The following is a 14440-nucleotide window of genomic DNA, read 5'->3' as shown; positions in this document are numbered from 1 at the left end:
CTTCCGAGCCAAACATGACAGCACCGACCATCCGCTCCGCCACCGCAGCCGACGCCGCGGTCATCATCGACTTCATCGCAGCGCTGGCCGCTTACGAGAAGCTCAGCCACGAGGCCAAGGCTGATGAGGCCGACATTGTACGTGACCTGTTCGGTCCCGAACCTAAGGTGTTTTGCGAGATCGCCGAATGGGAGGGCAAGCCGGTCGGTTTCACATTGTGGTTCTACACCTACTCGACCTTCCAGGGCCGACATGGCATTTGGCTCGAAGACCTGTTCGTCGACCCCAGCATGCGGGGCAAGGGGATCGGCAAGGCGCTGCTGGTCAACCTGGCGCAACGGTGCGTGGCCGAGGGGCTAGGGCGCTTTGAATGGTGGGTGCTCGACTGGAACGAGCCGAGCATTGAATTCTACAAGTCGCAAGGCGGCGTGATGCAGGACGAATGGACCAAGGTGCGGGTCGATGGCGATGACCTGCTGAAGCTGGGGGCATCATGACCGTCAAGATCGCCATGATCGCCGGGGTCGCCGAGAATGGCGTCATCGGCAGCGACCAGACCATTCCCTGGCGCATCCCGTCAGACTTCGCCTATTTCAAACGAACGACGTTGGGCAAACCCATTATCATGGGTCGCAAGCAATATGAGACAGTGGGCAAGCCGCTGCCGGGACGAACCAATATCGTCGTCACGCGGCAAACGGACTACCAGCCCGAGGGTGTCCTGGTGTTCAACGACGTGGACAAGGCGATAGAAAAGGCGCGCGAGATCGCCCGGGCCGACGGTGTTGACGAAATCATGATCATCGGCGGCGGCGACCTATATGCGCAGCTCATGAACCGCGCTGACCGGCTCTACATCACCCATATCGACCTGGCTCCGGCCGGGGATGTCCGATTTCCGGCCATAGATCCGGCAATTTGGACCGTGGTCGATGTTCCCGATGTCCCGTCCAACCCCAAGGACGAGGCAAGCTACCGCGTCAAAGTGTATGAGCGGCATAAAGGTTCTTCTCATTGATCGCCTGAAGCGCTTGCCTATATAAGTCCACAACGAAATGAGAACTATTCGAAAGGGACGCGATGCCGTGGGAGAATAACGGAGGCGGGGGTGGCCGCAACAATAATGGCGGCCCCTGGGGGCAAGCGCCCGGTGGTGGTGGCAGCCCGCGTCGCCCGGGTGGCGGCAATACGCCCAACCTCGAGGATATTCTCAACCGCGGCCGCGACCAGTTTCGTGGTGGCGTACCCGGCGGCCGCTGGGCGCTGATTGGCGGCGTCATCGCCGTCGTGGCGTTCTGGGCGCTGAACTCGATCTATACCGTCGATCCGCAGGAAGTCGGCGTCGAGCTGCGCTTTGGCGCGCCCAAACCCGAATTGTCCATGCCAGGCCTGCATTTCCATCTGTGGCCGATTGAATCGGTCGAGCGCGTCACTGTGACCGAGAACCAGACCACGATCGGTTCGGCGACCGGCGCTGGCGCGCGCGGCGATGACGGCCTGATGCTCTCGGGTGACCAGAATATCGTCGACGTGCGCTTTGCTGCGCTGTGGTCGGTGTCGAACCCGATCGACTACCTGTTCAATGTCCGCGATCCGGAAGACATGGTACGCAACGCTGCCGAAAGCGCGATGCGTGAAGTTGTCGGACGCCGTCCGGCGCAGGATATTTTCCGTGACGACCGCGCTGGTATCGCCATCGAGGTCCAGGAAATTACCCAGTCCATTCTCGACAGCTACAATCTGGGCGTTCGCGTCAGCCAGATTTCGATCGAGAACGCCGCGCCGCCGGCCGAAGTAGCGGACGCCTTCAACGAAGTGCAGCGCGCCGAGCAAGACGAGGATCGCCTGCAGGAAGAAGCCCGCTCCTACGCCAATACCCTTTTGGGTGACGCGCGTGGTCGTGCCGCGGCCCTTCGCGAAGACGCTGCCGCTTACACCAACCGCGTGGTGCAGGAAGCAACCGGTGAGGCCCAGCGCTTCAACGCCGTCTATGCCGAATACGTCAATGCCCCCGAAGTGACGCGCAAGCGCCTGTTCCTCGAAACGATGGAAGAAGTGCTGGGCGGCTCGCAAAAGGTGCTGATCGAGAATGGTGCGAATGGGCAGGGCGTCGTGCCCTATCTGCCGCTGCCAGAATTGCGCCCCGGCGCCTCGACCACGACCACTATGCCGGCGGGGAACTAAGCCATGAACAATCGTCTGATCATCATTGGCGTCGTTGTCCTCGCCGCCCTCTATGTCTTCTTCTCGTCGATCTATGTGGTCAACGAGCGCGACCAGGCCATCGTTACGCGCTTCGGTAACATCACCGACATCCGTACCGAGCCCGGAATTTACTTCAAGATTCCGACCGATTTCGTCGACAGCGTGCAGATCATCGAAGACCGGCTGCTGCGCCAGGACATTGCTGACATGACCGTGCAGGTGTCGGGCGGTGCGTTCTACGAAGTCGACGCGTTCCTGACCTATCGCATCACCGATCCGCGCTTGTTCCGTGAACGCGCGCTGGGTCAGCTCTCGGTGGCCGAAGACCGTATCGCGACCCGCTTCGACGCGGCCCTGCGCCAGGTCTATGGTCTGCGCGAGTTCAACGCGGCTCTTTCCGAGCAGCGCCCGCAGATGATGCGGGAAGCGCGTGACCTGATCCGTCCGGATATGGCGGAACTGGGCATCGAGGTCGTGGACGTGCGTATCCTGCGTACCGATCTGGCGGCCGAGGTTTCCGAACGCACCTTCGAGCGCATGCGTGCAGAGCGTCTTGCCGAAGCCGCGTTGCTCCGCGCTCGTGGTCAGGAGCAGGCACAGAGCCTGCGTGCTATCGCCGATCGTCAGGCGGTGGAAATCGTGGCAGCGGCAACCCGTGATGCGGAAATCATCCGCGGTACTGGTGACGCCGAGCGGAACCGGATCTTCGCGGCCGCCTATGGCCAGGATGCCGAGTTCTTCGAGTTCTATCGCTCGATGGAATCGTATCGCAACGCGCTGACTGGCACCGGCACGACCATGGTGCTCTCGCCCGATAGCGAGTTCTTCCGCTACTTCGGTTCGAACGGCGAACTGCCGGCAGCGAACCCGAATCCGGCGGCGCCGATTCAGCCAACCGCTGCACCGATCACCGCCCCGGAAGGCGATGAACCGGCACTTGATGGACTCGGAATCGAGGACACGGTGGCACCGAGCCTGACGCTCGAGGATGGCTCGCAGCTCGAACCCACCGTGGGTACCGATGTGCCCGCGCCGGTGGAGGAGCCAGCACCTGCTACGACGACGCCTTAAACGTCCAGTCGAGAACGCTCAGAAGCCGGCGCAGTCAATGCGCCGGCTTCTTCGTTTTCGGTGGTCCCTATGGGGCCGGATTGGCGATGCGGTAGAGTACGTGCGGACGCAGAGGATTGCCCTGTGGCACCGACGGATGCTCGAAATCCGCGGCGGGATCGCGGGTCATGCCGATCTTCTTCATCACGGCCTGGCTCGGTTCATTGATGCGGGCGGTGAAGGCAGCGACTTCGGGTGCACCAAGCGCGTCGAAGGCGTGCGCCAGTGACGCGCGGGCGCCCTCGGGCGCGTAGCCCTGGCCCCAGTATTGCTGGCTGAGCACCCAGCCGATTTCGAGTTTTGGCGACGTGGGTATTTCGAAGCGGATCGTGGCTGTACCGGTGAGGCCGAGCAGCGCGCCGTCGCTGCGGCGCTCGACGGCGAGGAAGTGCGCGGAACCATCGCTCAGGCCAGCGATCATCTTGTCGATCCAGGCATCGGCTTCGGCCGGTGTTCTTGTCGCCGGGTAGTAGCGCATGACGTGGGGATCGCCGACAATCGCGGCAAAGGCCGGGCGATCCGCGTCGCGCCATTCGCGCAGGATCAGCCGCTCGGTTTCGAGCCTCATCTGACGATGTCTTCGTCGGCATAGCCTTGCAGATAGAGCAGGGCGGTGAGGTCCCCGTGGTCGATGCGGATGCCGGCTTCGGCCGCGACGGCTGGCTTGGCGTGCAAGGCGACGCCAAAGCCGGCGACGCGGATCATGTCGAGGTCGTTGGCGCCGTCGCCCACGGCGATGGTCTGGCTGAGCGGCAGGTTGCGCTCGGCGGCGAGGGCTACCAGCCGCTCGCGCTTGGTGTTCTTGTCAACGATAGGTTTGGTGACGGTGCCGGTCAGGCGGTCGCCGTCGAATTCGAGCACATTGGCTATGGCTTCGTCGAAGCCGATGCGCTTGCCGAAATAGTCGGCGAAGAAGGTAAAGCCGCCCGAAACCAGCGACGTATAGGCGCCGTAGGCTTTCATGGTCTGGATCAGGGCGCGGCCGCCAGGGGCGAGGGTGATGTGCTCGCGGCGGACTTCCTCGATGACCTTGCGTTCAAGCCCCTTGAGCAGCGCCACTCGCGTGTCGAGAGCTTGCCCGAAATCGAGCTCACCGCGCATGGCGCGGGCGGTGATCTCGGCGACTTGGTCCTTGATGCCGAGAGCGGCAGCGAGTTCGTCGATGCATTCCTCGTTGATCATGGTGGAGTCCATGTCCGCGACGAGAATGGGCTTGCGGCGGTTTTCGCTGGGGACAAGGGCGGCGTCGACGCGCCTCGTGCCGATGACCTGACGCGCCAGCGTCACCGGGTCTGTTGACTTCGGCTCGATGATCTCGCAGGCAATACCGTGGTTGAGCCAGTTGAGCTCGCCGCCCGTCTGTTTGACCACCGCCGCCGCCAGCGCCGGATCGAGTTCGGAATCGGCGGGATTGGCGATCAGGCAAAGAACCGGCATGGGTCTACTCGGGGAGGAAAAAGGTGACAGGCCGCAGGCGCGCCGTTCTGATAGCGGGTCCGACTGCCAGCGGCAAGTCGGCGCTTGCGCTTGCCATGGCGCAGGCCGAGGGCGGCGTGGTCATCAATGCCGACGCCATGCAGGTTTACGACACGCTTTGCGTGGTGACGGCGCGGCCGACGGCGGAAGACAGGGCGTTAGCCGATCATAGGCTCTACGGCACCGTGCCGGCATCGACCCGGTTTTCGACGGGGCAATGGTTGGAGGCGGTGCGCGGCGTCATGGCCTCGGTCCCTGAGAGTGTGCCGCTGATTTTCGTTGGAGGCACGGGGCTTTATTTCGATGCGCTGCTAAACGGATTCGCCGACATACCCGAGATTTCGCCGGCGCTGACGCTTCAAGTTCAACAAGAGATTCAAGCGCTCGATGGAGCGGAGAGGCTGGCGCTGTTGCAACGGGAGGACCCGGTAGCGGCGTCGCGGCTCAGGGTGGCCGATCCGCAGCGATTGACCCGGGCGCTGGCGGTGAAGCGGGCGACCGGCAGGACGCTGTCGAGTTTCCAGGACCGTCAGCAGGCGGGCCTGTTGGGTGAGTTCGTGGTGGAGCGGGTAGTGCTTGATCCAGATCGCGACGTGCTCCGCCAACGTATCGCGCGACGCTTCGAGGCCATGTTTGCGGGTGGCGCGGTGGAGGAGGTCAAGGCGCTGCGCGGGCTCGATCTCGATCCCAGCCTGCCGGTCATGAAGGCCATCGGTGTTCGCGAGATCGGCGATTGGCTCGATGGCGTCGCTGAGCGCGATGACGCCATCACGCTCGCGACTATCGCAACGCATCAATATGCGAAGCGGCAACGGACCTGGTTCCGCAATCGCTTCAGCGATTGGCCACGGCGGGGTATTGCGGGGACCTAGCCTCGCGGCCGCAAAAGTCCCAGCTGTTCGCGCATGGCGAAGCGGGCGACCAGTACGATGGCTGCAAAGGCCAAGCCTGCCGCGAGGCCGATCCAGATGCCGACGCCGCGCCAATCCAGCGTAAAGCCCAGAACGTAGGCAATCGGCAGACCGACCACCCAATAGCTGAAGATGGCCAGGACCATGGGAATCTTGGTGTCGCTCAGCCCGCGTAGCGCGTGTGCGGCCACCACCTGGGCACCGTCGACCAGTTGGAACACCCCGGCAATCACCAGGAACGTCGCGGCCAGCGCCACGGCGTTGGCGTTCTCAGGGATGCGCGGATCGAGGAACAGGGAGACAATGGGCCGGCCCAGGGTCAAGAACAGCGCGCAGGAGAGTGTCATGAAGGCCATGCCGAGCGCGAATGCGGTCCAGCCTGCCTTGCGAATGCCTTCTGGGTCGCCGCGGCCATAGGCCATGCCGACGCGGACCGTTGCGGCGATGCCGAGCCCTAAGGGAACCATGAAGGCCATGGAAGCGCTTTGGAGGGCAATGGCATGGGCGGCGACCTCGTCGGTGCCCAACCGCCCCATCAGCAGGGCCGCAGCCGTGAAGAGGCCGACCTCGGCGAGCACGGTGAGGCCGATCGGGGTGCCGATGCGGAAGATTTCGCGGAAACGTGGCCAATCGGGCTTCCAGAAGCGGATCAGCACGTGAAAGCGCTTGAATCGCCGATGGCGCAACACATAGGTCAGCATCAGACCGAACATGATGAAATTGGTTATGACGGTCGACAGCGCCGCGCCGCGCAGTTCCAGCGGGGGCAAGCCGAAGTTGCCGAACATCAGCAAGTAGTTGCCGACGGCATTGGCCAGCACGCCACTGACGGTGATGGCGAGAATGATGCGTGTCGAGCCGAAGGCGGACAGCAGCGAGCGCAGGACGATGATGGCGAGCCCAGGATACAGCATCCACACCGCGACCTGGATGTATTCCTCAGCGCGGGCAGTGGCGACAGGATCCTGGCCGAGCGCCTCAAAGATTGGCCGAATCTGCAGCAAGACCGGGATCATCACCGTCGCGAGGATCAACGCGGCCCAAAAGCCCTGGCGGGCGATGCGGCGTATCGCCTTGATGTCGCGCGCGCCGCGGGCCTGTGCAACCAAAGGAGCAACGGCGCCGACGATGCCGATGCCGCACACCAGGAACGGCATCAGGAAGGTGGTCGCAAGCGTGCCGGCCGCCAGGGATTGCGGACCGAGCCAGCCCATCATGATGACGTCGGTCGTGGTCAGGGCCGTCTGCGCCAACTGCGCGATGACAAGCGGCCATGCGAGCGTAAAGGTGGCGCGCAGTTCGGCGCCCCAGCCCGTTGGTGTCGAAGAGATAGCGGCGCCCCCGGCCGTGGCGACCGCGACTTGCTCGTTCATGGGAAAATGTCCTACTCGCGGGAAATTGGTCTAAACGAAACCTCAAGCAGGCGGAAGGGGCGGGGCGCCCCGGGGAGAGCAGCACATGGCAGCCGCGTATGGCAAGGTATCGAGGGCGATCCTCGCAGCCGCGGGGCTCGTGGGCGCAGTCGGCGTCATGGCCGCGGCGGCGGCCTCGCATAGCGGCGAATCGCGGAACCTGGGCGCGATCGCCGCGATTTGCCTGGCCCATGGTCCGGCGCTGCTGGCGCTGGGCCTGGCGGGCCGGGGCAGGGTGCTCGAGTGGGCCGCCATCATTCTTGCGCTTGGAACGATCGTCTTTGCCGGCGATCTGGGCATGCGCGAGTGGTTGGGACGTGGCGCATTTCCGGGCGCGGCGCCGCTTGGTGGTGGCGCGATGATCGTCGGATGGCTCGCGGCGGCGATTGGCGGCCTAGTACATTTTCGCTCGTCTTGATCGCGCGCGAAGCGATTGCCGCAATATAGTTAAAATTGTACTGGAACCTTTGTCTGGATCACGCATTCTTGTGGTCGAGAGTTTTCTCGGAGGGTTCCAATGCATAAAATTCTGATCATCGCCGCCACTTGCCTGTCGCTCGCAGCCTGCACCACTACCCAGCAGGGTGCTGCGGTTGGTGCCGGCGCTGGCGCAATCGTCGGTGCGGCTACGACTGGCAGCGTGCTTGGCACGGTTGTCGGTGCCGGTGTTGGTGGTGTCGTCGGCGCAGCTGCCGGCAACATGATCGGCAGGCGCTCGGGTTACACTGACCAGTGCGTTTACGAACGTCCCAATGGCAGCCGTTACTACGACACCTGCCCGCGCGGATAATCAAGGTTGCAGCATCGCCCCATGCTGCCAGCGCCTCTAAGGCGCAAAGCACCCGGTTCGGAGTCCCTCCTGAACCGGGTGCTCTTCATTGACCAGTGAATCGCCTTGAATTTCTGACTGATAGCCGCCATATATTTCGTCTACGACACTGTCTTGCGCTATCTGATCTACCGGCAAAAACCGGGAACTTGGCTACCTCCTGATCTGTGAATCGTTAGGCCGGGTCTGATCTTTTGGGCCCGTTTTCAACCCTTAGCCGCCTCGGCGGCGCCCACTCGCGAGGACTTCAGTTCCATGGCCACCATTACCGGTACCGTAAAATTCTTCAACACCACCAAGGGCTTCGGCTTCATTTCGCCTGAGAATGGCGAAAAGGACGCGTTCGTTCACATCTCCGCCGTTCAGCGTTCGGGCCTGCAGGGCCTCTACGAAGGCGACAAGGTGACCTACGAGCTCGAGACCGGCCGTGACGGCAAGGTGTCGGCAACGAACCTGACCCTGCTCAGCTAAGCCTATTGGTTAGCGCCTTTCGGAAGGGCCCCAGTGGGGCCCTTTTTTATTGACTTGCGCCTCGACTCGATCGGCCGGTCCGTGCAAGTCTCCTGGCCGGAACACAGATGGAGGGCGGTCCATGCTGCGAGAATTCCTGCGAAACTGGAGTCCAAGAGTCGAGGCGGTTCCGGCACTGCGCCAGTCGGGCGCACTTCCCTATTCCATCGTCAATGATCGCGTGGTGTTTCTGCTGGTGACGTCGCGGCGCACCGGCCGCTGGATTTTCCCCAAAGGCTCTGTCAGCGCGGGAATGACACCGTGGGATAGTGCCGCCAAGGAGGCGCTGGAGGAGGCGGGCGTGACCGGCGAGGTCGGCACCAATGCCATCGGCAGCTACCGCAATTCCGACAAGGGTCTGCTGGTCGATATCGATCTCTATCCATTGCGGGTCGACGCCCAGTTCGATGCCTGGCAAGAGATGGACCAGCGGTTGCGGCACTGGGCGCTGCTAGCCGAGACCCGGCGCCTGCTGGCGGATCGCTCGCTGGCGCGCATAGCGGAAGCGCTGCATCGGCAGCTCACCGTGCGCCGGCTTATGCAATGAAGCGGGTAAGTCCGAGGTAAATCACTGCGGCGAGGCCGGCTGAGGCCGGCAAGGTCACCACCCAGGCGGCTGCGATGCGTGCAACCTTGAGGCGGCGTACCAGATAGCGGCGTTCGTTGCGGCGCTCGCGGGCCAACGCGTCTTCAGGCGTGGCATTGAGCATCGAAGCTTCGACGAACTGCGCCCTTACCGGCACGGCAGCGCCGTTCATGTTGCGGATGGCCAGGAACTCCCGCAGGAAGCCGACGCCGAATACTGCCCCGACCGCGACATGGGTGGATGACAGGGGAAAGCCCAGCGCGGAGGCGGCCAGCACGGTGGTGGCCGCTGAAAGGGCTACGCAGAAGGCGCGGATCTCGTTGAGCTTGGTGATCTGCTCGCCGATGGTGTGGATCACGCGCGGACCGAAGAGGGCAATGCCGAAGGCGATGCCCAAAGCGCCGATGGCGAGTAACCAGAAGGGTGCCGACAGGGTCTGCAACGGCTCGGCCTGCACCACGGCGAGAATCGCAGCCAGCGGGGCCACCGAATTGGCGACGTCGTTGGCGCCGTGCGCGAAAGACAGCAGGGCCGCGGCGACGATCAGGGGAGGGCGGAACAGGCGGGCGACCTGCTTCTTGCGGTTCTCCAGGGCAAGCGACCGCATGCGGACCCATGGCATGGCGATCAACCAGCCGAGCGCAGCAAAGACAATGCCGGCCAGCAGCGTCGTGACGAAATTTGGGTGCCAAAAGCGGCCAAGGGCCTCGGTGGAAAGGTACATGGCGAAAATGCCAGCCATGCCTGCGACCAGAATCGGTACCCATAGGCGGGCAGCGCCGATCTTGTCGGCCCTCCGGGTGATCGTGGAGCGAATAACAGCATGCAGCGCCGCGGCGAAGATGCCTCCCAGCAAGGGCGAGACGGTCCAGCTCACCGTGATCATGCCAATGGCGGGCCAGGCGACCGCGTCGATACCGGCGGCCGCGATGGTGGCGCCGACAATGCCGCCGATAATGGCGTGGGTGGTCGAGACCGGAGCGCCGACGAAGGTGGAAAGATTGATCCACGCCGCCGCCGACAGCAAAGCAGCGATCATGACAATGATGAGGCTGACGGAGGTGGGGGCCAGTCCTGGCACCAGTAGATCATTGGCAACCGTATCGATGACATCGCCACCGGCGAGTAGCGCTCCCGCAGCGTCAAAAACCGCGCCAATCGCTAGCGCGACGCCCATGGTCAGTGCCTTGGCGCCAACGGCCGGGCCGACATTGTTGGCCACATCATTGGCGCCAACATTGAGCGCCATGTAGCCGGCGGCGGCAGCGCCTAGGATCACCAGGTATCGCAGCGGGCCATCGGGAATGACGATGCTTGCCCAAGCGGCTGCCCCCAGCAGAAACAGCAATGCGATGCCGAGTGGCAGAACGGTGCGGGGCATCGGTGGGCGTTCAATCCTCGTCGCTTGGAACAATCTCCCTTGGACTACGGTTCGCGGGGTTTGTCGACACAAAGCGCACCCGCCTTGCACAGAAGGCGGATGCGCGGATTTGACTGGTCGTCACTGGGCAGGGGCGGGGTGAGCGGCCGTACCGTCGGATAGTGGCCGCAGGTGACGGAGCTGGGTGAGAACCGTCAGGCCAACGCCGGCCAGAATGATCGCCACCACGGTAACAGCCATCTGCATGCCGCCCATGAAGGCGGAGCGTGCGGCGGCTTCGAGCAGAGTTGCGGTTTCGGCGGGCAGAGTGGCGGCGACGGCGAGGGCACTCGCCAAAGTCTCGTGTGCGGCAGCGACCGTTTGGGCCGGCAGGCCCGCCGGCAGACTGGCATCGAGGCTGGTTCGATACATTGCCGCGGCGGCGCTCCCCAATACGGCGATCCCAAGGGCAAAGCCGGTTTCGGCGGAGGTTTCGGTCAGAGCCGCCGCAGCGCCGGCTCGCTCGGGGGCAACGGCGGTCATGACGATGCCGTTGGCCAGCACAACCATGGGGGCGCATCCGCCATTGAAGGCCACGAAGCCGATGATGACGGCATAGAGCCCCCAGTCCCCTGCCTGGGCGACCACGACAGCGCCTGCGACTGCGATGGCGAGGCCGGCGGCGATCAGGCGAGCGGGCGGGATGTGCTTAGCAAAAACCGGGCTCAGCATGAAGCCCACGACCGAGGCCGCGACACCCGGCAGTGTCCATAACCCGGCCTGGAGCGGGGAAAGGCCGGCCACCAGTTGCATGTATTGATTGGTGAACAGCATGAGCGCGCCGGCGCTGGCAACGAAGGCCATGCCGCCGATAGCGGTGGCGACACGCGGGTTGGTCAGCAGCTTGAGGTCGAGCAGGGGATGATCGAGCCGCCGCTGGCGGAGGATGAAGATCGTCCCCATTATCAGGCCGACTGCGATGCTGATGAGCGGCAGCACGTCGATGCCGGCCTTGGCAATCTCCTTGAGGCCGTAGACCACGGGCAGTGTGGTCAGGAGCGACAGCGCCACGCTGATGAGGTCAAGCCTACCCGCACTGCGATCGCGGAATTCCGGCAGGAAGGCGGGAGCGAGCGCCAGGAGTAACACCATCACCGGAACGCCAATAAGGAACACCGAGCCCCACCAGAACCACTCCAGCATGACGCCGCCGACGACTGGGCCCAGCGCCATGCCGCCCATGAAGCAGGTGAAAAAGATGGAGAGGGCCGTACCGCGCTGGGCCTCGTTGCGGAACATGTTGGTGATGAGCGCCATGGCCGATGGCGTGATCGTCGCGCCGGCCACGCCAAGCAGGGCGCGGGAGATGATCAGCAATTCGGCGGTCGGCGAGAATGCGGCGAGGATCGACGCGCCGGCAAAGGCGGTGCCGCCGATCATCAGCAGCTTGCGCCGGCCGATGCGGTCGCCCAGCGTGCCCATGGTGATCATGAAGCCGGCCAACAGGAAGCCGTAGATGTCCATGATCCAGAGCATCTGGGTGCTGTCGGCTTCGAGGCTCGCGCTGATATGCGGCAGCGCGAGCAGGATGACCGAAACGTCGATGGAAACGAGCAGGGTGGGCAAGGCGAGGACTGCGAGGCCGACCCATTCGCGGGTGCCGGCGCGGGTTCCTTCGGGCAAGGGAGTGCCGTCGAGCATCTTGATGCTCCTTTGAATTGCAATGAAGCTGAATGCGTTGGCTAGTTGGCGGTCTGCCGGGCGAGTTCGGTGCCGAGTGCATCGACAAGCTGTTCGGTGCCGGCCCGGCGTTGCTCGAGATTGTCGAGGCCGTCGAGGAAGCAACCATGCTCGGTGACGGTCATCCGCGCGCCGTTGCCGTCGGGGTGGATCTCGATCGCGGCCACCGAAACCGAGATGCGCTGGCCGTTCATAGTCATCTGGTAGCCGTAGATGATGCGCTGGTTTTCCACGATGTCCTGGTACTGGACGTCGAAGGTGTAGGTGGTGTCGCCCATGCTGCCTTCAGCATATTCGCGGCCACCCTCGCGGAAGTCGAAGGATTTTACGTCTTCATTGCCGGCGCCAAACCAGCGCTTCTTGACCTCTGGGTCGGCCCAGGCCTTGAAGACGCGGGCGGGATCGGCGGGGTAGCGGCGTTCGACGACGAAGGTGCCGTGAGCTATGGATCGTTCGGTCATGTCAGCGTCCTCTTGATTGTTAAGTCAACAATTAAGCGACGGTGGCGTGCCGAGTCAATGCTAAACTTTCTGATTAAGTGATGGTCCCCGGTACCGTCGGCGGTAATGGGCAGGCGTCACCCCGGCGAGACGGCGGAAAAGCCGGCGAAAGAAGGTTGGGTCTTCATAGCCGACTTCGGCGGCGATGCTGTCGATACCATCGCCGGTGGTCTCGAGCATCTGCTTGGCTTCCTCGATGCGGATGGCTTGCACGTAATCGACCGGCGCGTAGCCGGTCGCCTGTTTGAAGCGGCGCTTGAAGCTGCGTTCGGGCAGGGCGGATACGTCCACCATAAGGCCTACGGGATTGGGCTTGGCATAGTTATCGGCAATCCAGGCCTGGCTGGCCGCGATCACCGCGTCATCGTGCTGGCGAGGCCGTGTCATGGCGGCGAATGGGAGCTGGCCTTCGCTGCGATCGCCAATCAGGAATATCTTCGCTGTGCGGACTGCTTCGCTGGGGCCACAGTATTTGCCGATAAGGAAGAGCGCCAGATCCTGCCAGGCGGACGCGCCGCCGGTGGTGATCAGGCGGCCTTGATACCCGCTGTCGCAGAGGATGCGCTCGGGCCGGAACCGCACTTTGGTGTAGCGGTCGCGAAACAGCTCGCCGGCACTCCAGTGAGACGTGGCTTCGACGCCGTCGAGCAGGCCGGCCTCGGCCAGAACCACCGAGCCGCTGCAGGTGGAATTGACGCTGGCGCCTGCTTCCAGCCGCCCGCGAAGCCAGGCGATCTCCTGCGGCCAGAGGGTCGCGGGATCAGCCGCCAGGGGCAGTTCGATATCGGTGACGATGACAACGTCCGAGTCGGTATCGTCGACTATGGAGGCCTGCGGGGTGATCGGGATGCCCAGCACCGAGTTGAAGGTTTTGCCGTCGCGCGTGACGATCCTGGGGTCGATGCTGCGGACGCGCGTGGTCTCTCCGGTTACCGCAGCCCAGACTTTTCCGACTGAGCCGAGAACTTCGTAGAGTCCATAAACGGCCATGGGCGCGGTCTGCGGCAGGACCAGAATGCTGACCTTGAGCGGCGGCGCGTCGAAATGTTTCGGGATCATGGCTACATGCTGGCACGAAAGCCCCGTTTTTGTCCAACCTGCCACTCAAGATGGTGACTGCCGCCGCCTAATGTCTCCCTAAGCGATCCAGTTGGGATCGTTGAAACAGGAGATTGTCATGACCCATATTGTTCACGAAACGCTTGAGTTCGAGCGCATGCTGGATGCAAGCGCGACCGATGTCTTTGCCGCCTTCGCCAGCAAGCAGGCATTGCTCGACTGGAGTGATCCGGGTGAGGGCTGGGACATGAGCTACGATGTTTTCGACTTCCGGGTTTCCCATACCGACGTCGCTTCTTTCGGCGTGATCGGGCAGCCGCCCTACACGAGCACAACCCACTACTTGGCGATCAACTCGGGCACCCGCATCATCTACGCCAGCACGTTGACGCATAAGGGCAAACTCACCTTTGTCGGCACGGTTACCGTGGAGCTGCAACCGCTTGGTGCTGCCGTTACCCAGCTGCGCCTCGTGGAAGCCGGGGCATATATCGATGGCGCCGACGGTCCCGAGGGGCATCGCGACGGATGGAACTTCATGCTCGACAATCTCGCCAAGTACCTCAAGCGTGCCCGCCGGGCGGCCTGAGGATCGGAATGATGCCTGATGGTCGGCGCCGGATCGAAATGGTCCGGCGCTGACGCCCCTTGACACCTTTGCGGCATTACTCCTATCAATGCGGCCACAATTTTGGTTGGAGAGGTCCCGTGCGGGCACTCATTCTCGTAGTAGGCAGGCGCA

At 63.4% G+C, this 14440-nt stretch carries 17 protein-coding genes; 10 read left to right on the top strand and 7 right to left on the bottom strand.

Annotated elements, in window-relative coordinates:
* Window positions 1-14 precede the first annotated feature (14 nt).
* The 4 genes from MF606_RS13410 (at window position 15) to hflC (ending at window position 3276) form a co-directional block, all read left to right on the top strand.
* Window positions 15-497, top strand: a complete 483-nt coding sequence (locus MF606_RS13410; protein WP_240229844.1) for a GNAT family N-acetyltransferase — start codon at window positions 15-17, stop codon at window positions 495-497.
* Entirely contained in the window at window positions 494-1018 is a 525-nt protein-coding gene (locus MF606_RS13405) for a dihydrofolate reductase (RefSeq protein WP_240229842.1), read from the top strand. Before MF606_RS13410 ends, MF606_RS13405 begins: the two co-directional genes overlap by 4 nt.
* Window positions 1019-1080: 62 nt before the next feature.
* Window positions 1081-2184: an FtsH protease activity modulator HflK gene (gene hflK, locus MF606_RS13400; RefSeq protein WP_240229840.1), complete on the top strand. Its 1104-nt coding sequence runs from the start codon at window positions 1081-1083 to the stop codon at window positions 2182-2184.
* 3 nt (window positions 2185-2187) lie between these two features.
* Complete coding sequence (hflC, locus tag MF606_RS13395; RefSeq protein ID WP_240229838.1) at window positions 2188-3276, top strand: protease modulator HflC; 1089 nt, start codon at window positions 2188-2190, stop codon at window positions 3274-3276.
* A gap of 67 nt (window positions 3277-3343) precedes the next feature.
* Here the strand turns inward: hflC and MF606_RS13390 are convergent, their stop codons facing one another.
* Together MF606_RS13390 and serB are read right to left on the bottom strand one after the other, a co-directional pair.
* Window positions 3344-3883: a GNAT family N-acetyltransferase gene (locus tag MF606_RS13390; RefSeq protein WP_240229836.1), complete on the bottom strand. Its 540-nt coding sequence runs from the start codon at window positions 3881-3883 to the stop codon at window positions 3344-3346.
* Entirely contained in the window at window positions 3880-4752 is an 873-nt protein-coding gene (serB, locus tag MF606_RS13385) for a phosphoserine phosphatase SerB (protein WP_240229834.1), read from the bottom strand. Before serB ends, MF606_RS13390 begins: the two co-directional genes overlap by 4 nt.
* 23 nt (window positions 4753-4775) lie before the next feature.
* Between serB and miaA the strand changes: the two genes are divergently transcribed.
* Window positions 4776-5663, top strand: a complete 888-nt coding sequence (miaA, locus tag MF606_RS13380) for a tRNA (adenosine(37)-N6)-dimethylallyltransferase MiaA (RefSeq protein WP_240229832.1) — start codon at window positions 4776-4778, stop codon at window positions 5661-5663.
* Here the strand turns inward: miaA and MF606_RS13375 are convergent.
* Complete coding sequence (locus MF606_RS13375) at window positions 5660-7075, bottom strand: MATE family efflux transporter (protein ID WP_240229830.1); 1416 nt, start codon at window positions 7073-7075, stop codon at window positions 5660-5662. The genes miaA and MF606_RS13375 overlap by 4 nt on opposite strands.
* 85 nt (window positions 7076-7160) lie before the next feature.
* Between MF606_RS13375 and MF606_RS13370 the strand changes: the two genes are divergently transcribed.
* The 4 genes from MF606_RS13370 (at window position 7161) to MF606_RS13355 (ending at window position 9000) form a co-directional block, all read left to right on the top strand.
* Window positions 7161-7532: a DUF423 domain-containing protein gene (locus MF606_RS13370; RefSeq protein WP_240229828.1), complete on the top strand. Its 372-nt coding sequence runs from the start codon at window positions 7161-7163 to the stop codon at window positions 7530-7532.
* 99 nt (window positions 7533-7631) lie between these two features.
* Entirely contained in the window at window positions 7632-7904 is a 273-nt protein-coding gene (locus MF606_RS13365) for a glycine zipper domain-containing protein (protein ID WP_240229826.1), read from the top strand.
* A 294-nt stretch (window positions 7905-8198) separates the two neighbouring features.
* Entirely contained in the window at window positions 8199-8414 is a 216-nt protein-coding gene (locus MF606_RS13360; RefSeq protein WP_035101027.1) for a cold-shock protein, read from the top strand.
* Between the two features lie 121 nt (window positions 8415-8535).
* Complete coding sequence (locus tag MF606_RS13355; RefSeq protein ID WP_240229824.1) at window positions 8536-9000, top strand: NUDIX hydrolase; 465 nt, start codon at window positions 8536-8538, stop codon at window positions 8998-9000.
* Here the strand turns inward: MF606_RS13355 and MF606_RS13350 are convergent.
* The 4 genes from MF606_RS13350 to MF606_RS13335 all read right to left on the bottom strand — a co-directional run bounded on the left by MF606_RS13350 (window position 8990) and on the right by MF606_RS13335 (window position 13698).
* Window positions 8990-10420 carry an inorganic phosphate transporter gene (locus MF606_RS13350; protein ID WP_240229822.1) on the bottom strand — a complete coding sequence of 477 codons (1431 nt, stop codon included), beginning with the start codon at window positions 10418-10420 and terminating at the stop codon, window positions 8990-8992. The two genes, MF606_RS13355 and MF606_RS13350, sit on opposite strands and share 11 nt — an antisense overlap.
* A gap of 120 nt (window positions 10421-10540) precedes the next feature.
* Window positions 10541-12100, bottom strand: coding sequence for an MFS transporter (locus MF606_RS13345; protein ID WP_240229821.1), 1560 nt, complete (start codon window positions 12098-12100; stop codon window positions 10541-10543).
* A gap of 41 nt (window positions 12101-12141) precedes the next feature.
* A complete protein-coding gene (locus MF606_RS13340) occupies window positions 12142-12600 on the bottom strand; it encodes an SRPBCC family protein (protein WP_240229820.1) in 459 nt (152 codons plus the stop codon).
* A 60-nt stretch (window positions 12601-12660) separates the two neighbouring features.
* Window positions 12661-13698 (bottom strand): GlxA family transcriptional regulator, encoded by a 1038-nt coding sequence (locus tag MF606_RS13335; RefSeq protein WP_240229819.1) that lies wholly within the window; start codon window positions 13696-13698, stop codon window positions 12661-12663.
* A gap of 118 nt (window positions 13699-13816) precedes the next feature.
* Between MF606_RS13335 and MF606_RS13330 the strand changes: the two genes are divergently transcribed.
* The gene (locus MF606_RS13330) at window positions 13817-14287 is read left to right on the top strand and encodes an SRPBCC domain-containing protein (RefSeq protein WP_240229818.1); all 471 of its coding nucleotides are present in this window, start codon (window positions 13817-13819) and stop codon (window positions 14285-14287) included.
* Window positions 14288-14440: the final 153 nt, after the last annotated feature.

It is taken from the genome of Devosia lacusdianchii (assembly GCF_022429625.1).
Classification (GTDB): domain Bacteria; phylum Pseudomonadota; class Alphaproteobacteria; order Rhizobiales; family Devosiaceae; genus Devosia; species Devosia lacusdianchii.
Note: the sequence above shows the minus strand (reverse complement) of the source record. Positions and strands in the feature narration are given on the sequence as shown.

What these genes read in the sequence shown, in the direction of transcription:
- MF606_RS13410 (WP_240229844.1), top strand. Translation starts at nt 15, where the DNA reads ATGACAGCACCGACCATCCGCTCCGCCACCGCAGCCGACGCCGCGGTC.
- MF606_RS13405 (WP_240229842.1), top strand. Translation starts at nt 494, where the DNA reads ATGACCGTCAAGATCGCCATGATCGCCGGGGTCGCCGAGAATGGCGTC.
- hflK (WP_240229840.1), top strand. Translation starts at nt 1,081, where the DNA reads ATGCCGTGGGAGAATAACGGAGGCGGGGGTGGCCGCAACAATAATGGC.
- hflC (WP_240229838.1), top strand. Translation starts at nt 2,188, where the DNA reads ATGAACAATCGTCTGATCATCATTGGCGTCGTTGTCCTCGCCGCCCTC.
- MF606_RS13390 (WP_240229836.1), bottom strand. Translation starts at nt 3,883, where the DNA reads ATGAGGCTCGAAACCGAGCGGCTGATCCTGCGCGAATGGCGCGACGCG.
- serB (WP_240229834.1), bottom strand. Translation starts at nt 4,752, where the DNA reads ATGCCGGTTCTTTGCCTGATCGCCAATCCCGCCGATTCCGAACTCGAT.
- MF606_RS13375 (WP_240229830.1), bottom strand. Translation starts at nt 7,075, where the DNA reads ATGAACGAGCAAGTCGCGGTCGCCACGGCCGGGGGCGCCGCTATCTCT.
- MF606_RS13370 (WP_240229828.1), top strand. Translation starts at nt 7,161, where the DNA reads ATGGCAGCCGCGTATGGCAAGGTATCGAGGGCGATCCTCGCAGCCGCG.
- MF606_RS13365 (WP_240229826.1), top strand. Translation starts at nt 7,632, where the DNA reads ATGCATAAAATTCTGATCATCGCCGCCACTTGCCTGTCGCTCGCAGCC.
- MF606_RS13360 (WP_035101027.1), top strand. Translation starts at nt 8,199, where the DNA reads ATGGCCACCATTACCGGTACCGTAAAATTCTTCAACACCACCAAGGGC.
- MF606_RS13355 (WP_240229824.1), top strand. Translation starts at nt 8,536, where the DNA reads ATGCTGCGAGAATTCCTGCGAAACTGGAGTCCAAGAGTCGAGGCGGTT.
- MF606_RS13350 (WP_240229822.1), bottom strand. Translation starts at nt 10,420, where the DNA reads ATGCCCCGCACCGTTCTGCCACTCGGCATCGCATTGCTGTTTCTGCTG.
- MF606_RS13345 (WP_240229821.1), bottom strand. Translation starts at nt 12,100, where the DNA reads ATGCTCGACGGCACTCCCTTGCCCGAAGGAACCCGCGCCGGCACCCGC.
- MF606_RS13340 (WP_240229820.1), bottom strand. Translation starts at nt 12,600, where the DNA reads ATGACCGAACGATCCATAGCTCACGGCACCTTCGTCGTCGAACGCCGC.
- MF606_RS13335 (WP_240229819.1), bottom strand. Translation starts at nt 13,698, where the DNA reads ATGATCCCGAAACATTTCGACGCGCCGCCGCTCAAGGTCAGCATTCTG.
- MF606_RS13330 (WP_240229818.1), top strand. Translation starts at nt 13,817, where the DNA reads ATGACCCATATTGTTCACGAAACGCTTGAGTTCGAGCGCATGCTGGAT.